Origin of the sequence: Streptomyces sp. NPDC057743, assembly GCF_042798755.1 — a bacterium.
In the GTDB taxonomy this organism is placed as follows: Bacteria; Actinomycetota; Actinomycetes; order Streptomycetales; family Streptomycetaceae; genus Streptomyces.
In genome coordinates, this window is sequence record NZ_JBHVJX010000128.1 from 1 (window position 1) to 252 (window position 252).

Sequence of the window (252 nt, forward strand, 5' to 3'; positions counted from 1 at the left end):
CCTGCGCATGGAGGTGGCCTCCGGCGTGGACGCCGAAGCCCACCGCGGCCTGATCCTCCCCCGCCACGGATCATTCTCAGGCGCCGCGCTGGCCGCCGAACGCCCCCTGATCAGCGACGACATCGAACACGACCCAAGAGCCACCACCGGCCCACCCCGTTGGCAAGGACTCGGCCCCGCCGTCGCGGTCCCCATGACCACCAGCGTCCGACTCCGCGGCGTCCTCCTCCTAGCCCGACTCCGCGGACGCGC

1 protein-coding gene is annotated in these 252 nt (G+C 73.0%); it reads left to right on the top strand.

What is annotated here, in order from left to right:
* Nucleotides 1-252, top strand: a 252-nt coding sequence (locus ACFVFQ_RS38790) for a GAF domain-containing protein (protein ID WP_383425436.1), incomplete at both ends; no start/stop codon positions are given.